General features: G+C 65.6%; 1 protein-coding gene. It reads left to right on the forward strand.

Annotation, left to right across the window (positions count from 1 at the left end; translation table 11 throughout):
* Positions 1–279 (forward strand): MFS transporter (locus tag SB753_RS36645; protein ID WP_410805023.1); only part of this gene is annotated, 279 nt, incomplete at both ends.

Genomic DNA, 279 nt, shown 5'->3' on the forward strand with positions numbered 1-279 from the left:
CGGAGTTGCTGCCGCGCTCGGGCTATGCGGCGACGCCCGCGAATGTCGGGCTTGCTGGCTCGATTCTGTTTGCGCTCTTCCTGGTGGGTTGGGGGCTGTCGTTCATCTGGGGGCCGCTCGCGGACCGTTTCGGCCGCACGAAAGTGCTGGCGGGCACGATCTTCACGTTCGCGATCTTCACCGGGCTGTCGGCGACGGCGCATAACGTGTGGGAGTTGGGCATTTATCGCTTCATTGCCGGCGTGGGCATTGGTGGCGAATGGGCGCTGGCGGGGACCT

The organism is Paraburkholderia sp. SIMBA_053, assembly GCF_046534895.1.
Taxonomy (GTDB): domain Bacteria; phylum Pseudomonadota; class Gammaproteobacteria; order Burkholderiales; family Burkholderiaceae; genus Paraburkholderia; species Paraburkholderia caledonica.